We start from the raw sequence: 14,974 nt of genomic DNA on the forward strand, positions 1-14,974 counted from the left end.
GATCGAAATTACGCTTCGGGACGCCACGACGCGCACAGTGCGGCCTAGTATACCGACATCGCAAACCGCTGGAAAACGGCACCGTCCAAGCCTTTGGGATGAAAGCGCAGGCGCGACTAGCCGCCGCACCCGGTGAACCGCTATCTTGAAGCCAACTCTTCGAACGACCGACAGACGCACGAGGCGCGCGTGTACGACATCATCATCATCGGCGGCGGTATCCTCGGTCTCTCCACGGCCATGCAACTGGCCGAGCGGTTTCCCGACAAGAAGCTGCTGTTGCTGGAAAAAGAGGCGGGGCCGGCACGCCATCAGAGCGGCCATAACAGCGGCGTGATCCATGCCGGGGTCTACTACGCCCCGGGCAGTCTCAAGGCACGCTTCTGTCGCGAGGGCAACCGCGCCACCCGCGAGTTCTGCGATCGCCATGCCATTCCCTACGAGATCTGCGGCAAGCTGCTGGTTGCCACCAGCGAGCAGGAAGTCCAGCGCATGCAGTCGCTTTATGAGCGCACTGCCGCCAACGGCCTGGAGCGCGAGTGGCTCTCCGCCGAGGCACTGAAGGAGCGCGAGCCCAACATCTCGGGGCTGGCCGGCCTGCACGTGCCTTCCAGCGGTATCGTCGACTACGCGCGGGTGGCGGCCGCCATGGCCGAGGAGTTCGAGCGGCGCGGCGGGCAGATCCGCTATTCACACGAGGTAAACGGCCTGGCCGAGCGGACTGGCGAAGTGCTGGTGACGACCTCCCATGGCGAGTTCAGCAGCCGCTATCTGGTGAGCTGCTCCGGGCTGATGGCCGATCGAGTGGTGCGTCTGCTGGGGCGCGATCCCGGCTTCACCATCTGCCCCTTCCGCGGTGAGTATTACCGGCTGGCCGATCATCACAGCGACATCGTACGCCATCTGATCTATCCCATTCCCGACCCTTCGATGCCATTCCTCGGCGTGCACCTGACGCGGATGATCGATGGGTCGGTCACCGTAGGTCCCAACGCCGTATTGGCCTTCAAGCGGGAAGGCTACCGCAAGAGCGATGTCTCGCTGCCCGATATGGCCCGTCTTTTCACCGACCCGGGCGTGCTGCGCGTGCTCGGCCGCTACCTGGGGCCAGGTCTGCACGAGATGAAAAACTCTCTCTATCGCAGTGGCTATCTCGAGGAGGTTCGCAAGTACTGCCCGAGCCTCACTCTGGACGATCTACAGCCGTGGCCCGCCGGCGTGCGCGCGCAGGCCGTCTCCCGCGATGGGCGACTGGTCGACGACTTCCTGTTCGTCAACACTCGGCGCACGGTGAACGTCTGCAACGCCCCGTCGCCCGCTGCCACCTCGGCCATTCCCATCGGCCGGCACATTCTCGACAAGGTCAGCGAGATGCTGCACGGTGGTTGAGGTGCTCATGGCCGCAGCGGTGGACAGGCCCAGCGCTGCCGGTTACGATACGGGCCGCTTCTCACAAGCGTCAGCGCCCGTAGCTCAGTTGGATAGAGTATCGGCCTCCGAAGCCGAGGGTCGCAGGTTCGAATCCTGCCGGGCGCACCAGATTCGAGGGCCTACGGTATTGCCGTAGGCCCTTTTCGATGCATGCCTCCAAATGGAGGATGCTGGCTTTGTCAGCTGCAGTTGCCCTTCACCGCCATGTCGAGTTTGCTGATTGCCTCCTTCCCGGCGGCCTCGTCGACTTGGCGAAGATTGGCGCCGCCGACGAAAACGCCCATCTTGAGGTACTGCTCGATGAAGTAGTTCTCGTTGGCATGGGTCATGAGGCTCAGGGTGTTGGGCGAGAATTCGGATTCGGTAGCGATCTCATGCTCTTTGTCGCCTTCCACCTGATGGTAGAAGAAGACGCCTTTGGCGCTTTCGCCGATGCATTCGCCGTCGATCCAGAGGTCCTTCTTCAGCGCGCCACCGACCGGCGAATCCTTGCGGAAGACATAGATGCCGGCCTGCCCTTCCTCGGGGGACTCGAACCGTTTGGCGGCTGACGACGCTTCTTGCGATGCCATGTCCACCGAGGCGCAGCCGGTCAGGATGGCCAGCGCACCGATCGCAGCAGCGACTTTCACGTTCTTCATTCTTCGTGGTTCCTTGCGTTCCATTGGGCAGCATGCCTGCTGCATTTCAGCGCCTGCCGACGCCGTTCCATCATCGCGTCGTTACACTCTTCCCCTGCCGGTCACAGAGGGTCTGTTGGCAAGCCATGAGTGCAAGCCGCTGGCTTCATATCGGCGTTGGCTAAATTTTCTTGAGAGGGTGGTGTCGGGCAGGGCCGAGATGCGGCAAGACTCGCCGTTTGGCGGCTCTTTCGCAGGCGCTAGGCTAGGGAGTTGGCATCGCGCCGTAAGCGAAGGATCGTGATCAGATTGGTCACGAATATCAGCGTTTCCGCTAGCGTGCCGCCGATGGAGCCGGCCAGCATGTTGCTGACGATCCAGCAGAAGGCGGCGGCGGCCAGTACCAGGCGCATGGCGATGCCGCGCAGCATGAACATGCCGTAGGTGCCGAGCAGGCCGGCGGCCAGGGCGGGGATGTCTCGGGGTCCGCTCCACATCAGCACGGCGATCACCACGGTGGCGGTCAGCATCAGGACCATGAGGCGGCGGTTGGCGTGGAAGCGGCGCGCCAGGGCGATGCGCAGAACGATCAGCGCCGAGATGCCGGCCGCCACCCAGCTTTCGAACAGGGCGAACTGGGTGGCGAAGGCCACGTTGGCAAACAGCAGCAGCACGAACAGGCGGTCGTCGCGCTTGCTGGCGAAGGCCACGACGCACAGGGCCAGGGCCGTCAGGCTGACGCCCTGGCCGATGAGCCATCGAAGGCTGAGTTCTTCCATGTTGGGCCGGCGTGATGGGGGAAGTGAAAAGGCATGCTAGCATGTCACGCTGATTCGTTCAGGCCGGTGCACCGGCCTGGGTCCCATCCACTGCCGTCGAGAGACCCTGCCTTGGATCAGTCCGACACGACCTCCGCTCAGATTACCGCCCATGAGTTGCTCTACGATTTGGTGCCCAAGCTCAAGTCGACCGAGGAACTCGTCTACGACGTCCTGACCGTGCGCATGCAGACGACCAGCGACCCAGAGGTGCATCGTCTGTTGAAGGGGTTCAAGACCGAATTCGAGCTGGAAGGCACGATGATTCGCATGAACCTGAAGAACCTGCTGAGGCGCTACGCCGATGTGCTGGAAGCGGTGAAGAGCGGACGTGCCGGTCGTGACGAACATCCACTGATGCTCGATGAATACGAAGCCGCTGCGGTGGCGCGGGTGCGCCAGCTGTATCGCAAGGCTCAGCAGCTCACCGGCTAGGCTGGGACGCGTCAGCCCACGATGCGGCGATAGGTCTCCGTCTCATACGGCTTGCCACCAGGCCTGGTTCCGGCCCTTCTCCTTGGCGGCGTAGAGGCCACGATCGGCGCGTTTGATGGCGGATTTCAGGTTGGTTTCCTGTGCCATGACCAGGGTGACGCCCAGCGAGGCGGTATAGTGCAGCAGCCCGTCTTCGGAGACATCCTGGCCAACCGGCACCGGGGTGGTTTCGATGGCCTGCCGCAGGCGCTCGGCCACGCGCATGGCCTGAGCCTTGGCGGTGCTTGGTAGTAGAATGGCAAACTCCTCTCCGCCCATGCGGCACAGCACGTCGCCCTCGCGCAGGCGTGACTTGGCGGTTTCGGCGAACGTCTGCAGCACCAGGTCACCCACATCGTGGCCGTATTCGTCGTTGATGCGCTTGAAGCGGTCGAGATCCACGGCGATCAGGCTGAGGGCCTCGCCGCTGCGCTGTGCCCGCGCGATTTCCTTGGCGGCTTGATCCTCCAGATAGCGACGGTTGCCCAGCCCCGTCAGCGGATCGGTCATGGCCTGGCGTGCCAGCGTCTCCTCGAGCCGTTTGCGCTCGGTCAGGTCGAAGACCATGGCGCGCGAGTGAACGAAACCGAGGCGGTTGGTGTAGGCGGTGCCCTGTATGACCACGGGAAGTGCCTGGCCGGAACGCGTAATCAGTTCGCACTCGGCCATGCCCTCCCGGCTGGGTCCAAGGACATTGCGAAAACCGGCGTCGAACGCCGCGCGAGTGGCGGGCGAGACGAAGTCGCGGTAGTGGCGCTTGCCGATCACTTCTTCGGCGCGGTAACCGAGCCATTCGAGTTCCGTATGGTTCATCTTCACCACCCGGCCGCTGCTGTCCAGCGAGTGATAACCGCACGGGGCGTTCTCGTAGAGGTCGCGAACCTCGCGAGCACGTTGCTGCGCTTCCCACTTGAGTCTGAGCTGGCGGTGGCTGCTGAGTACCCAGAAGATGCCGAAGGCCACGGAAAGCCCATAGAGCAGTGTCAGGATCATCAGGGGCGCGATATCGTCGGCGAGCAGCGTGGCGAGGTCGGGCTTGGGCATTGCCACTCCCAGCCACCAGGGATGGTAGTCCGACAGGCTGTGCGTCATGCCGGCCAGGCCGCGGTGTTCCAAGTGGCGAATGTCGACGGTTCGAAACTGTATGCGGTGATCGTCGAACTCCGCCTGGCCGCGCTCGGCGGTGGCAAGGGACTCCCGAAATGCCGTGGGGATCGGATCGCCGTAGTCGATGTCGAATGGCGGTTCGGTCGTCATGCTCAACAGCCAGTTCCCTTGGGCATCGATCATGACGGGCTGGGCGTTGGTGTCGATGGACAGTGAATGTCGCAGTCCGGCCGTCAGGTAGTGCCAGTCCAGGCTGAACAGCAGCACGCCCAGGCGCTGTCCGTCGGCACCGAATACGGGAGTGGCGATATCGATGACGGGGACCACCTCCTTGCCGGTGTGGCCAGAGTGGCGGCCTCGACCGGGCGGAGAGACGTAGAGATCGCGCGGGAACAGCTTCATGGCCTCCCGGAAGTAGTCGGCCTCGGCGTGATCGACCGCCAGCGGTGGTCGGGCTGGTGAGGTGTGACGGGTAACGCGGAGGCGCTCGCGACCCTGAGTATCGATCAGCACGACTTTGGTATAGCGTGCATAGTGACGCAGCAGCGTGTCGAACTGTGCTTCGACACGCTCGTCGGCGAGCCCAGCCGAAGCCAAGTCGCCATGGGAAGCCGCTGCTTCGGGCGGTGTCAGGTGATGCTGTAACAGGGGCGTTTCGGCGGTGGCCAGCACAAGGCTGACGCTCTCCCCCATGCCGCGCTGCAACGACTCATGACCGGCCTCGAGCATGGCTTCGGCGCTGGCTTGAGCGCCATCCAGCTTGGCTGCCAGGTGCGAGCGAAAGATGGGGTACAGGCTGGCCGTCACCAGGATGATCGGGATGACGACCGCCAGTACGAGTCGCGCCTGCAGGGTTCGGTGTGCCACCGAGAAGGCCTCCTGTTGGCTAGGCGTTGAATGGAGCAGCAGGGTGCCAATAGTGTAAAGCATGTCGTACGTCGCTGCGGTTGGCCATGTGGCGGAGGCGATGTGAAAGCCCGTATCCACTGCGAGCACTTGGCTACGGACGTTGAATGCCGTCCTGGCGTGTGACGCCACTGGCAGGGAGAATGCAGCGATGCATGCCACGATCTTGCGCCGCCGGGCTGCCCTCGATGCCATGCGATGGTGTCTGGGACCACTGCTGATGGTCGCTTTGATGCTGTTGGCCACGACAGCACAGGCGCGCCAGCCCGAGCGCGATGCCATTCAGGTGCTGGCCTCCTATCATCGTGGCAGCCCCTGGTCGGACGAACTGGTCGACCGTATCACCGAAGCCGCCGATTGGCTGGAATGGCAAGGCGGGGTCAACGTCGACTATCTCGACGCACGGCGCCTCGATGAATCTGCCGCCTTCGAGCTCCATCGGCGACGGCTGGCGGGGCGCGAGGCCGTACGGCCGGCGTCCCGCTTGCTGCTGATCGACGATGCTGCACTGCGCTTTTACCTGACCCATACTGAATTACTGGGCAACCCCGAACGTGTCGTTGCGATTGGCATCAACGATCCCGCTCTGCATGAGCGCGCTACGGCGCGGGGTATCAAGCTCATTCTCACCCACGCGGTAGCCGAGCAATCGCTGGATTTTCTCACCGAGCTGTTCGGTGCGCCGCTGCCATTGCTGGTGTTGGGCGACGGCACCGACAGCGGTGAGCACCTGACCCGCGAATTCCTGGCCAGCCTGGAGGCGGCGCCAGACGCTCATCTCGCGCAGGTGTTATGGGACTGGAAACCCACCGACGTGGTGTCGGCACTGCCCGCACTGCCTGCCGGGACGCGCGTGTACCTGGTGGAAGGCCAGACCACTGGAGCTGCCGATCTGCGTCCCGAGGCACGGCAATGGTTGGATGACCTCTCTGGCCAGGGAGTGAAGGCATTCTGTCACTTGCCGTATCAGGTGCGGCTCGGCTGTGCCGGTGGTGCCATCCTCGACACTCGCCGCCTTGCCCGGTTGGCGGTCGAAACGCTCATCAGTCCGGCCTTCGAGGGGCTGCCGGCCGTGCGAGACGTGAGCGCCGTGCGTCGCATGCTGCATGCGAGTTTCTATTCCCAGGTACCCGATGCCCTTCGTGAGGAGCTGGAGTGGCTCGAGGTGGAAGGTGTGATGGCCAGCGCCGACAGCCAGATGTCACGGCTGACCTGGGGGGGTGTGGCGCTCACTGCCGTGTTGTTGGTGCTGCTGTTGGCAGCGGGCATGTCGCGTCGACGGGCTCGGCGTGCCCATCACCGTCTGGCCGTCGACCTGGCCACCGGCTTGCCTACGCGTCAGGTGCTGGAAGCCGAGTTCGATGAGCTGCGATGCGAGGGTGATGGCTGGCTGTTTGCGCTGATGTCGCCCGGCCTGCGCGATTATCGCCAGCATGTCGGCCTGCCGGGTGCCCAGGCGCTGTTTCGCGAGCAGCTGCCCGCGTTGCGTGAGAGCCTGAGGGAGTGCCGGCTCTACGTGAATGCCGACCTGGGCGTGATTGGCTTTCTCTCAGCGGATCAGGGCGACAGCGGTGAGGTAATGATGGACCGTTGCATGGCTCGCCTCTCCCAGGCGCCGGCCGGCCACCGGATTGGTTGGTATGCCAGCCTGTTGCGTTTGTCGGGCCGCGTGGCCGATTTCGCCCAGTGCCGGGCCGCCTTGGATGACGGTCTGTTCAGGCTGGAGCGGCAGGGCTGGCGTCAGCCGGTGATTCGTGTGGCCCCCATGGAGCGCGAGGAAGCCACGCGCTTCCGCCAGCTGTCGGAAGCGTTGGAGACGCTGATCGACCGGCCCGATGCGCAGTGGCGGCTGGTGGTTCAGCCCAAGGTATCGCCGCTCACGGGAGAGCTGCGTGGCGCCGAGGTGCTGTTGCGCTGGCGGCATCCCGAGCTGGGCGATATCGCTCCGCTGGAGTTCCTGCCCATCGTCGAGATCCTGGGTATGGCGTCACGCCTCGACCATTGGGTGATGTCTCGCAGTCTGGACTGGTTGGCTCACCACCGAGAACGACTGCCGAAGCTCACGCATCTGGCCATTAACGTCAATTTGGCCACCCTTTCCGAGGTGGCCTTCCAAGATCGGCTGATGGAGCGGCTGTCGGCCCTTTCCTTGCCGCCGGAGGTGATCGAACTGGAGATCACCGAGCATGCCGACTTCCACGATCTGGATGCCATCGAGGGAGTGATGACCCCGTTGCGCGACCAGGGGGTGCGCCTGGCCCTGGATGATTTCGGCACCGGGCATACGGCTTTTCGGCTACTGCAGCGTCTACCCTTCATGGCCGTCAAGATGGACCGCTCTCTGCTACTGGCAGCGGGCGAGCGCACCCAGGCGCAGGAGGCTTACGCCGCCATGGTCCACTTCGCCGAGCAATTGGGACTGTCCGTCGTGGCGGAGGGAGTCGAAAGCGATGATCAGGCCGAGTGGCTTGCCGAGCTGGGAATCGGCGAAGTCCAGGGCTTTCGCTATGCGCGCCCCATGGAGCTGGATGATTTCCTGGCCGTTTATGGCGCTGCCGATGCGTCGGTCCCTTGCCGGTAGTACTTGCGCGTCCATCCGGCGTTGTTCCTCCAGCAGCCGCAGAAAGAGGGTCAGCGGGCCGCTCGGCGCATGGCATGGCCCCAGGCCGCGGTGAAGTCAGCGGCCCGCAGCGGCCGATCGAAGTGGTAGCCCTGGGCATGATCGCAACCCATCTCGGCCAGAGCGATGGCTTGTTCCTGGCCTTCCACCCCTTCGGCCACCGTCTGCATGCCCAGGGCCTGCGCCATGGCGATGATGGTTTCCACGATAGTTCGGGCATGGTGGCTGTCGAGCATCTCGTGCACGAATGAAATGTCGACCTTGAGGGCGTCGGCCGCGAAGCGGCGCAGGTAGGAGAGCGACGAGTAGCCGGTCCCGAAGTCGTCGATGGAGAGAGCGTAGCCGGCATTGCGCAAGGCTTGCGTGATGGCGACGGCTTGCTCGGGGTCGCGCATGAAGTCGCTTTCGGTCAGTTCCAGGGCAATGGCCGCGGCGGGCACCCCATCGGTCAGTGAGGCGATGTGGCTGGCCAGTTGCGGATCGGTAAACTGCTGCGCGGAGACATTGACCGACAGCCGCCCGGGGAGGGGGGTGCCGGCGTGCTGCCACTCCACCAGTTGCCGCGCGGCGGCTGCGAGAACCCAGTCGCCCAGGGCGCGAATCAGTCCGCGTTCTTCGGCCAGGGGGATGAATTCGCCAGGGCTCACCCACCCCCATTCATCGTCGTACCAGCGGCACAGGGCCTCAGCTCCTACCAGCAGTCCGCTCTGCAGGTCCACCTGGGGTTGGAAATGCAGGGTGAGACGGTGGTGCCGAAGGGCCTCGCTAAGCCGCTCGGTCATCTCCTGGCGTCGCTTCAGGTCATGGGTCATCGAGACGTCGAACGGGCATACGCCGCTGTCCTGCTGCTTGGCGTGATAGAGTGCGATGCTGGCCGATTTGAAGAGCTCGCTGGTGGTGGTCGCATCGGCTGGATAGCGGGCCACGCCGATGCTGACCTCGAGTGAGAAGCGGCGGTGACCCAGTTGGACGGGGTAGCGAATGGCCTCGTGCACGCGAGCCAGACTGGCGTCCAGTGCGGTGTCGCCGGCGTGGGGTACCAGGAGCGCGAATTCGTCGCCGGAGAGACGCGCCAACGACTCGTGGCCGACTGCCGCACGCTGCAGTCGTCCGGCCAGCGTCGCCAGCAGTTGGTCACCCACCTGGTGTCCGTGAAGGTCGTTGATCTCCTTGAAACGACGGATGTCCAGCAGCAGCAGCCCGAGTGGGTACTGGCCCTGCTCCGCCTCCTGGCGCAGACGGGCCAGTTCCTCCATGAAGCGCACGCGGTTGGGCAGGCCGGTGGTGCCGTCGGTGTAGGCCAGTTGATGCATGCGCCGGTGATCCCGTCGGCGTTCCAGTTCGGCCGCCGCGCCCGTGGATAGAATGCGCAGCACCGAGGTGGCGAAAGCGTTGGCTTCCAGTGGCTGACGATACAGCACCGTGATCACGCCGATGGGTTCGCCACGGGCGTTGTCCAGGCGGCGCCCGATCCACGAGCGAGCCGGAAGGGCGTTGCCGGGCAGATTGATACTGGCGTGATTCAGCGCCATGGCCTCCTGCTCGTCGAAGACTCTCTCGCAGGGCGTGCTGGGGAGAGGGAAAGCGTCGGCCTCGAGCAGCGAGTCATCGACCACGGCGGAAACCAAGCTCATGGCGGTGGCGCGCCGCTGAAAAACGCCCGACTTGCCGTCGGGAGGCGAGTCCATCAGGGCGATGAAACCGGCATCCGCGTCAAGAATCTCGACCAGAGTGCGGATCAGCTGGTGGAAGTAGTCGTCACCCAGGCGCGGAGTGATGGTCGAGGCGACCTGCATCACGGCGTCCTGAACGCGTTGAGCCTCGTGCTGCTCGGTAATGTCGGTGATGAAACCTTCCAGGCATGACACCTCGTTGGCACCGTCGAATACGGCCTGCCCCTGCTCCCACATCCAGCGCAGGCTGCCATCGGCTCGGCGCAGGCGATAGGTCACCCGGAAGGGGCTACGCTTGGCAATCGCTGACTGCACCTCGTCGAAGAGCCGCTGGCGATCCTGCGGGTGGATCAGGTCGGCGTAACTGACGTGGCGGTTGTCGATCAGCGACTCGATGGCATAGCCGGTCAGGGTTTCGGCACCGTGGCTGACGATGGTCATGGTCCAGGCGGGGTCGTTCAGGCAGCGATAGGCCATGCCGGGAAGGTGATTGAGCAAGGTGTCGAGCCGCCTTTCGCTCTCTCGAGCATGTCCTTCGCTGGCCTGCAGGGCGGCCTGCGCCTGCCGACGCTCGAGTTCGGCGCCGGCTTGGGCGGCGGCGATACGCAGTATCTCGCTTTCCAGCCGGGTGGTTGTCATGGGCCGGTCGTTGAGAACGGCCAGCAGCCCCAGGGGCGTATCATCCATGGCGAACAGTGGCAGGCCAAAGTAGCTCTCAGCACCCAACTGCCGCAGTAGGACGTCGTCGGGAAAGCGGGCCTGCAGAGCGTGCGAATACAGGCAGGGTGATCGTCCGACCACCGTTGCGCAGGGGGTGCCCGCCAGGGGGTATTGCCGGTTGGTACGGTGGGCCCCGTGAGACCATACGGACAGGGTCTGCACCTGGCCGTCATCATGGAGGCGGGCGATCAGCACATGGTCGGCGCCAAGCAGGCTGGCGAGCTTGGCCACCAGGGCATCGAAAAAATCGGCGGCACCCCGCTCGCTCAACCCTTCGGCGAGCTGACGGAAAGCCTCTTCAGCGCTGCATCGGGCTTGCATTGACGCTCCTTTCCATCGCACTGCCTTGCCGTTGGCGCACTCACCCAGCGCGTAACCCCTTCAAACTGACAGGAATGCGTGCCCGGGACAATAGCTCGTGCCTGTCCGTGCCGGCGGCGCCCGAGGCGACGTTGAGCCTCGATGGCCAGTAGTGGCGCCAGGGGTGGCGTGGTAGGCTCGTCGGCGTGAGTCGCCCGCGGAGGTTGCATGCCGTCTCTCGTATCCCGCGCCGCCTGGCTGGTGGCGCTGTGTCTCATTGCCAGTGCTCCCGTGCTGGCTGATGTCTGCCCAGCCACCGGCGAGTGGCAGCGGCCCGCTGACGGGAGTCGCCCGACGGCACCGGAACTGTTCGACGAGCTGGCAAGCCAGGACGTGGTGATGCTCGGGGAGCAGCACGACAACGCCGATCACCACCGCTGGCAGTTGCATACCCTGGCCGCTTTGCAGGCTCGCCGCGCCGAGCTGGTGATCGGCCTGGAGATGCTGCCCCGCGAGGCCCAGCCGGTGCTGGATGCCTGGGTGGCTGGCGAGCTCGACGAGGCCGAGTTCCTGGCCCGCAGCGAGTGGTACAGCGCCTGGGGCTACGATCCGGACCTGTACTGGCCGATTCTGCATTTCGCACGCCTGCACCGCATTCCCGTCAAGGCGATCAACATCACGCCCGAGCTGCGCCGTCGGCTGGTGGAGGAAACCTGGAGCGCCATTCCCCTGGATGAGCGGCATCGCATTACCGTACCCGCACCGCCGGACGAAAAGTACCGCGAGACCTTGGCCCGGTTCTACGCTCAGCATCCCGCAGGCGACGGCGATGACGGCTTGGCGCGCTTCGTCACCGCCCAGCTCGCCTGGGACCGCGCCATGGCTACGGGTCTGGCGGAGGCTGGTGAGAATGGGGCCCTGGTGGTTGGACTGATGGGCGAGGGGCATTTGCGTTTCGGGCATGGCGTGCCGCACCAGTTGCGCGACCTGGGGGTCGAGGCCCAGCAGGTTTTGCTGCCGTGGTCGGTCCGCGAAGGTGGCTGCGAGGCACCGCCCGAGGGCCTGGCCCAGGCAGTGTTCGCCATTTCCGAAACGCCGGAACGGGCGTCGCCTCACATGCTCGGCGTCGCGCTGGTGCCCCACGACGATGGCGTCGAGATCCATCGCATCGTCGAAGACTCGGTGGCCGAGGCGGCAGGGCTGGTCGCAGGAGACGTCATCCTGCGAGTGGCGGGTGAGCCGGTCAGCCGGCCGGCCGATGTCAGCCGTCACGTGCGTCGACAGCCACCCGGCACCTTGCTGCCTCTCGAAGTGCGACGCCAGGGTAGGACGCAGGAGATACTCACGCGGTTTCCGCCACCCTCAGGGTGATGGCCGCGTGCACCGCGCTCGCTTTCCCTCTCGTCGGATCAGTGAATTCGTCACGCCATCCATTGCTGGCGTGACGGTCGGTCGAACTTCAGGAGTGATACCTTGACCATTTCCCGTTTCAGCGACCTTCTCGAAGAGGCACGTCGCCAGCCTGAACCGCAGCGCCTGCTGTTCGTTTTCACCCGTGCCGAACTGCCCGACCACCCCACCGAAGCACAGCGACGCCGCTTCGAGCGGGGCGAAGGCGGGGTGCTGACCCCAGTGCTGTGCGTCGACAAGACGCCCGAGGAGCTCAGCGACATGGCGGGGCTGTTGACCGAGTCCCGCCGGACCGGCGTCGACTGGGACATCGTCTTCGTGGGGGCCTTGGCCGGACACGGCCGTGAGGCGCCCAGCGACGAACAGGTGGAGGCGCAGCTCGAACGCATGGTGGAATCGCTGAAGATGGGCAGCGTCGAAGCGTTCCTGGCGCTGGACCGGCAGGGCGAGGCCGTGCGTCTCGGCTGATGCCCGATCGTCGTCCATAGGGTTGAATTATCAAGCCGATGACACCATTCAATTTACGCTATCAGAGCGTACGGGATACCATGCGCTTGAATTTCCGACACCTTCATACCAAAGTCGTAAGGAGCAGCATCGAATGTCCCTGCTGAACACCGAAGTCAAACCGTTCAAGGCCACTGCCTACTACAACGGCGAATTCGTCGAAGTGACCGAGGAGAACCTGAAGGGCCAGTGGAGCATCTTCTTCTTCTACCCGGCCGACTTCACCTTCGTTTGCCCCACCGAGCTGGGTGACCTGCAGGACAACTATGAGGAATTCAAGAAGCTGGGCGTCGAGATCTACAGCGTCTCCACCGATACCCACTTCACCCACAAGGCCTGGCATGACAGCTCCGAAACCATCGGCAAGCTGACCTACCCGATGCTGGCCGACCCGACCCACGCCATCTCGCGCAATTTCGAGGTGCTGATCGAAGAAGACGGCATTGCCGAGCGTGGCACCTTCGTGGTCGACCCGGACGGCAAGATCCAGATCGTCGAACTGAACGCCGGCAACATCGGTCGCAACGCCGAGGAGCTGCTGCGCAAGGTCAAGGCCGCCCAGTACGTGCGTGCCAACCCGAACGAAGTCTGCCCGGCCAAGTGGGAAGAAGGCGAAGAGACTCTGTCCCCGTCTCTGGACCTGGTCGGCAAGATCTGATCGGCCCCTCTCTCTCGCGAGGGATCCCCTGACCTCGAGGGAGTCGCGCCCGGGCGTATCGCGCCCGGGCGTTTTTCGACACGGCGTCACTCGCTTCGCACGGCATAGCAACCGTGAGTCTGTGATCAGTTGCGCCTTTTTATATTAGCCATATGTGAAGGATCGCTGTCATGTTGGACGACAATCTGAAAGCACAGCTCAAAGCTTACCTGCAGAAGGTCACTCAGCCGTTCGAGATCGTCGCGTCCCTCGATGACGGCGACAAGTCGCAGGAACTCTTCAAACTGCTCACCGAGATCACCGAGCTCTGTGACAAGATCGCTCTCAAGACCGACGGTGACGATGCACGCACACCGTCGTTCGCTCTCAACCGCCCGGGCGAGGATACCGGCTTGACCTTCGCCGGCATTCCCATGGGCCACGAATTCACCTCGCTGGTGCTGGCGTTGCTGCAGGTGGGCGGCCATCCGCCCAAGGCCAGCGACGAGGTCATCGAGCAGATCAAGGCGCTGGATGCCGATCTGCATTTCGAGACCTACTTCTCGCTTTCCTGCCAGAACTGCCCCGATGTGGTGCAGGCACTCAACCTGATGGCGATCCTCAATCCACGGATTCGCCACGTGGCCATCGATGGCGCGCTCTTCCAGGCTGAAGTGGAGCAGCGCGAGATCATGTCGGTGCCCAGCGTCTACCTCAACGGCGAGCCCTTCGATCAGGGCCGCATGAGCCTCGAGCAGATCCTGGCCAAGGTGGACACCGGCGCCGCCGAGCGCGAGGCCGCCAAGCTCAGCGAGAAGCCGGCCTTCGACACCCTGATGATCGGTGGCGGTCCGGCTGGCGCCGCGGCGGCGGTCTATGCGGCGCGCAAGGGTATTCGCACCGGCGTGGCGGCCGAGCGGTTCGGCGGTCAGGTGCTCGATACCCTGGCCATCGAAAATCTCGTCTCTGTGCCCCACACCGAGGGGCCCAAGCTGGCCGCGGCACTGGAGGAGCACGTCAAGGAGTACGAGGTCGACATCATGAACCTGCAGCGTGCGGTGGAGCTGGTACCGGCCAGCCAGCCGGGCGGCGAGCACGAGGTGCGCTTCGAGTCCGGCGCCACGCTGAAGAGTCGTACCCTGGTGCTGGCCACCGGCGCCCGCTGGCGCGAAATGAACGTGCCCGGCGAGGCCGAGTACCGCAACAAGGGCGTGGCCTACTGCCCGCACTGCGACGGCCCGCTGTTCAAGGGCAAGCGCGTGGCGGTGATCGGCGGCGGCAACTCCGGCGTCGAGGCGGCCATCGACCTGGCAGGCCTGGTGGCCGAGGTGACCTTGATCGAGTTCATGGACGAGCTGCGGGCCGACGACGTGTTGCAGAAGAAGCTCGCCAGCCTGCCCAACGTGGAGATCATCAAGGGCGCCCGGACCACCGAGGTGAACGGCGACGGCACCCGCGTCAACGGCTTGACCTTTGAAGAGCGGGCCAGCGGCGAGCTGCGCCACCTGGAGCTGGAAGGCGTCTTCGTGCAGATCGGTCTGGTGCCCAACACCGAGTGGCTGAAGAACTTGCCCATCGAGCTCTCCGAGCGCGGCGAGATCGTCACCGATGAACGCGGCATGACCAGCGTGCCGGGCATCTTCGCCGCCGGCGACGTGACCACCGTGCCCTACAAGCAGATCGTCATCGCCATGGGCGAGGGCTCGCGGGCCGCATTGGGTGCCTTCGATTACCTGATCCGCAGCTGAGTG

The 14,974-nt window shown here is 64.5% G+C and carries 11 protein-coding genes and 1 tRNA gene; 8 read left to right on the forward strand and 4 right to left on the reverse strand.

The window, feature by feature from the left end:
• Positions 1–189 precede the first annotated feature (189 nt).
• Both lhgO and GFD32_RS18435 read left to right on the forward strand, forming a co-directional pair.
• Positions 190–1,389 (forward strand): L-2-hydroxyglutarate oxidase, encoded by a 1,200-nt coding sequence (gene lhgO, locus GFD32_RS18430; RefSeq protein WP_163578038.1) that lies wholly within the window; start codon positions 190–192, stop codon positions 1,387–1,389.
• A gap of 73 nt (positions 1,390–1,462) precedes the next feature.
• A tRNA-Arg gene (locus GFD32_RS18435) sits at positions 1,463–1,539 on the forward strand.
• Between the two features lie 71 nt (positions 1,540–1,610).
• Here the strand turns inward: GFD32_RS18435 and GFD32_RS18440 are convergent.
• Together GFD32_RS18440 and GFD32_RS18445 are read right to left on the reverse strand one after the other, a co-directional pair.
• Entirely contained in the window at positions 1,611–2,096 is a 486-nt protein-coding gene (locus GFD32_RS18440) for a DUF2846 domain-containing protein (protein WP_205599165.1), read from the reverse strand.
• A 215-nt stretch (positions 2,097–2,311) separates the two neighbouring features.
• A complete protein-coding gene (locus tag GFD32_RS18445; RefSeq protein WP_163578039.1) occupies positions 2,312–2,830 on the reverse strand; it encodes a YgjV family protein in 519 nt (172 codons plus the stop codon).
• 111 nt (positions 2,831–2,941) lie between these two features.
• Between GFD32_RS18445 and GFD32_RS18450 the strand changes: the two genes are divergently transcribed.
• Positions 2,942–3,304 carry a hypothetical protein gene (locus GFD32_RS18450; protein WP_089686690.1) on the forward strand — a complete coding sequence of 121 codons (363 nt, stop codon included), beginning with the start codon at positions 2,942–2,944 and terminating at the stop codon, positions 3,302–3,304.
• A gap of 42 nt (positions 3,305–3,346) precedes the next feature.
• Here GFD32_RS18450 and GFD32_RS18455 read toward each other — a convergent pair whose 3' ends face one another.
• A complete protein-coding gene (locus tag GFD32_RS18455; protein WP_163578040.1) occupies positions 3,347–5,380 on the reverse strand; it encodes a diguanylate cyclase in 2,034 nt (677 codons plus the stop codon).
• A 127-nt stretch (positions 5,381–5,507) separates the two neighbouring features.
• Between GFD32_RS18455 and GFD32_RS18460 the strand changes: the two genes are divergently transcribed.
• Entirely contained in the window at positions 5,508–7,937 is a 2,430-nt protein-coding gene (locus GFD32_RS18460; protein WP_163578041.1) for an EAL domain-containing protein, read from the forward strand.
• Positions 7,938–7,987: 50 nt separating this feature from the next.
• Here the strand turns inward: GFD32_RS18460 and GFD32_RS18465 are convergent, their stop codons facing one another.
• Complete coding sequence (locus GFD32_RS18465; RefSeq protein ID WP_163578042.1) at positions 7,988–10,690, reverse strand: EAL domain-containing protein; 2,703 nt, start codon at positions 10,688–10,690, stop codon at positions 7,988–7,990.
• 207 nt (positions 10,691–10,897) lie between these two features.
• On the opposite strand from GFD32_RS18465, the gene GFD32_RS18470 reads away from it, so the two are divergent.
• The 4 genes from GFD32_RS18470 (at position 10,898) to ahpF (ending at position 14,971) form a co-directional block, all read left to right on the forward strand.
• Entirely contained in the window at positions 10,898–12,040 is a 1,143-nt protein-coding gene (locus GFD32_RS18470) for a ChaN family lipoprotein (RefSeq protein ID WP_163578043.1), read from the forward strand.
• Between the two features lie 102 nt (positions 12,041–12,142).
• Positions 12,143–12,547, forward strand: coding sequence for a ribonucleotide reductase subunit alpha (locus GFD32_RS18475; protein WP_163578044.1), 405 nt, complete (start codon positions 12,143–12,145; stop codon positions 12,545–12,547).
• 133 nt (positions 12,548–12,680) lie between these two features.
• Positions 12,681–13,244, forward strand: a complete 564-nt coding sequence (gene ahpC, locus GFD32_RS18480) for an alkyl hydroperoxide reductase subunit C (protein WP_089686702.1) — start codon at positions 12,681–12,683, stop codon at positions 13,242–13,244.
• A gap of 170 nt (positions 13,245–13,414) precedes the next feature.
• The gene (gene ahpF / locus GFD32_RS18485; RefSeq protein WP_163578045.1) at positions 13,415–14,971 is read left to right on the forward strand and encodes an alkyl hydroperoxide reductase subunit F; all 1,557 of its coding nucleotides are present in this window, start codon (positions 13,415–13,417) and stop codon (positions 14,969–14,971) included.
• Positions 14,972–14,974 lie beyond the last annotated feature (3 nt).

Source organism: Halomonas faecis (assembly GCF_010993975.1).
Classification (GTDB): Bacteria; Pseudomonadota; Gammaproteobacteria; order Pseudomonadales; family Halomonadaceae; genus Halomonas; species Halomonas faecis.